Origin of the sequence: Methanosarcina sp. A14 (genome assembly GCF_001729375.1) — an archaeon.
GTDB classification, from domain to species: Archaea; Halobacteriota; Methanosarcinia; order Methanosarcinales; family Methanosarcinaceae; genus Methanosarcina; species Methanosarcina barkeri.
This window is the reverse complement of sequence record NZ_LZPK01000329.1, coordinates 1-2,077: the sequence shown is the minus strand read 5'-3', so window position 1 is coordinate 2,077 and position 2,077 is coordinate 1. Positions and strand designations below refer to the sequence as shown.

At 39.6% G+C, this 2,077-nt stretch carries 1 protein-coding gene; it reads left to right on the top strand.

Annotated features, from left to right (window positions below; genetic code table 11):
• Window positions 1-407: 407 nt before the first annotated feature.
• On the top strand, window positions 408-1,937 hold the full coding sequence (locus tag A9239_RS14135; protein WP_048122625.1) for a TraB/GumN family protein: 1,530 nt from the start codon (window positions 408-410) through the stop codon (window positions 1,935-1,937).
• The last annotated feature ends 140 nt before the right edge of the window (window positions 1,938-2,077 follow it).

The window sequence follows — 2,077 nt, the reverse complement described above, 5'->3', positions numbered from 1 at the left end:
AAGACGTTTTCATCAAAAGATATTTTTATCAAAAGATCATACTCTATTAAATTTTTCAGAACTCATGTTTTTCCAAATTGTATTAGAATATATTAAATAAGTTTATATATAATTATATAATACAAATATTATAAATAAAGAGAATATAAATCTGAAGGCAAAAAACATAAATCTAAGGATAAAACCTGAAAACAACAAAATATGAATCTAAAGATAAAACCTGAAAGCAGCAAAATATAAATCTCTAGCAGATAATTACCACCAGTTAATTGTCTGCTTATAGCTAAGTTTTTTTATAGCTTGGTTATTTTATGTGAAGAATTTAATTACTCATGCGATTAACTGCAGTCCTTCAAGGGATATGCTTTCACGCATCATCTTAACGCGTCGCAGCAGAGAGATTAACAATGAGCAAACCTGAAATTACAGATTCTCAGGACAAGGACCCTGACTATAATTTTCATAGTACATCTCAGGAGTCAATGTATTCTATGGACAAACTTGTGACCGAATCCGCAGAAAACTCAACTTCTGTCGGAAAGGCTAAAATTTCTGGTTCTTCAATTAATATGCCACAAGAAGAAAAAACTTCTGTGACAGCATCCAAGATAGAACCTGACGAGCTTGAAACAAAGCTTGACATAAGTTCCGAAATTATTGCAGAATCTATTCCTGATTCGGCTTCCGAAGTTTCAATTCCTTCATCTTTTCAATTCTCTGATGCACATCAGGCTGAGTATCAGCCATCAAAAATTGTGCTTATAGGAACTGCCCATGTTTCTGAAAAGAGTGTTGCCGAGGTTAAGGCCGCTATAAGGGATCTAAAACCGGATATTGTGGCTGTCGAGCTTTGCAGGGGACGTTATGATTCCCTGAAGGGCAATGTGCAGGAAAAACAGGTCCCTATTAAGGACATTCTTTCTGAAGGTAAGGTTAACTATTACGTCATTCACTGGCTGCTTGCCTATGTGCAGAAAAAGATCGGTGAGGATATGGGTGTAAGACCCGGAGCCGAGATGCTTTCCGCAATGGAGGAAGCCGAGTCTATAGGAGCTAAAGTTGCCTTAATTGACCGTGATATCCAGGTGACTCTTCAGCGTTTCTGGGGAAAAATGAAGTTTCTGGAAAAAGTCAAGATGATCGGCTCCCTGTTAGGTGGACTAATAGGAATAGGAAAAGGAACCGAAATAGACATTGATAAAATTACGGAAACCGATGTTGTAACTGGTCTTGTAAATGAACTTAGAGATTTTGCCCCGACTGCAGCTGAGGTTCTCATTGATGAAAGGGACGCATATCTTGCAGGAAGTATCCTCAGGGTTGCGGCAGGTGGAAACAAAACTGTTGTCGTGGTAATTGGAGCCGGGCATAAGCCAGGAGTAACTAAGTACCTGAAGAACCCGAAAAGCATTCCTCCTCTGGATAGTCTTATGCAGATTCCAAAGAAACGTATAGGTCTTGGAAAGATTGTTGGCTTTGCTTTTGTTGCCGTTATAGTTGGATTCTTTTTATTACTGCTGCTTTCTGGCGTTCCACTTAAACTCCTGTTAATAGCCTTTGGATGGTGGTTTATTATTACAGGAACCCTCAGTGCAATCGGTACTTTACTTGCAGGTGGACATCCTTACTCAGTTCTGACTGCCTTTTCGGTTGCCTGGCTGACTACTCTGCACCCTCTTATTGCCGCAGGCTGGTTTGCTGGTCTCGTAGAAGCAAAACAGAGAAATCCTACTACCGCAGACTTAAAAGCCCTGGCAGGAGTAGAAACCTTCAGGGAAATGTTCAAAAATAAGTTCATGCGAGTCCTCCTTGTCGCAAGCTTTGCAAACATAGGAAGTATGACAGGGACCGTCGTTGCAGCTTATGTCATGCTGCATGTAACTGGCATTGATCCAAGAGATGTTCTACTTTCTGGGTTCAATGCACTTGGACTCTAAAGTCTTTGATATCTAAGTCTTTGATATCTAAGTCTTTGGTATCTAAAGTCTTTGATATTCCCTAATACGCTGGTGTTCTGGAACCCTGGTTCCTGAATATTCTTCTTTTTTCTGATATTCCTGGAATCTTTCTCTCCATA

What these genes read in the sequence shown, in the direction of transcription:
- A9239_RS14135 (WP_048122625.1), top strand. Translation starts at nt 408, where the DNA reads ATGAGCAAACCTGAAATTACAGATTCTCAGGACAAGGACCCTGACTAT.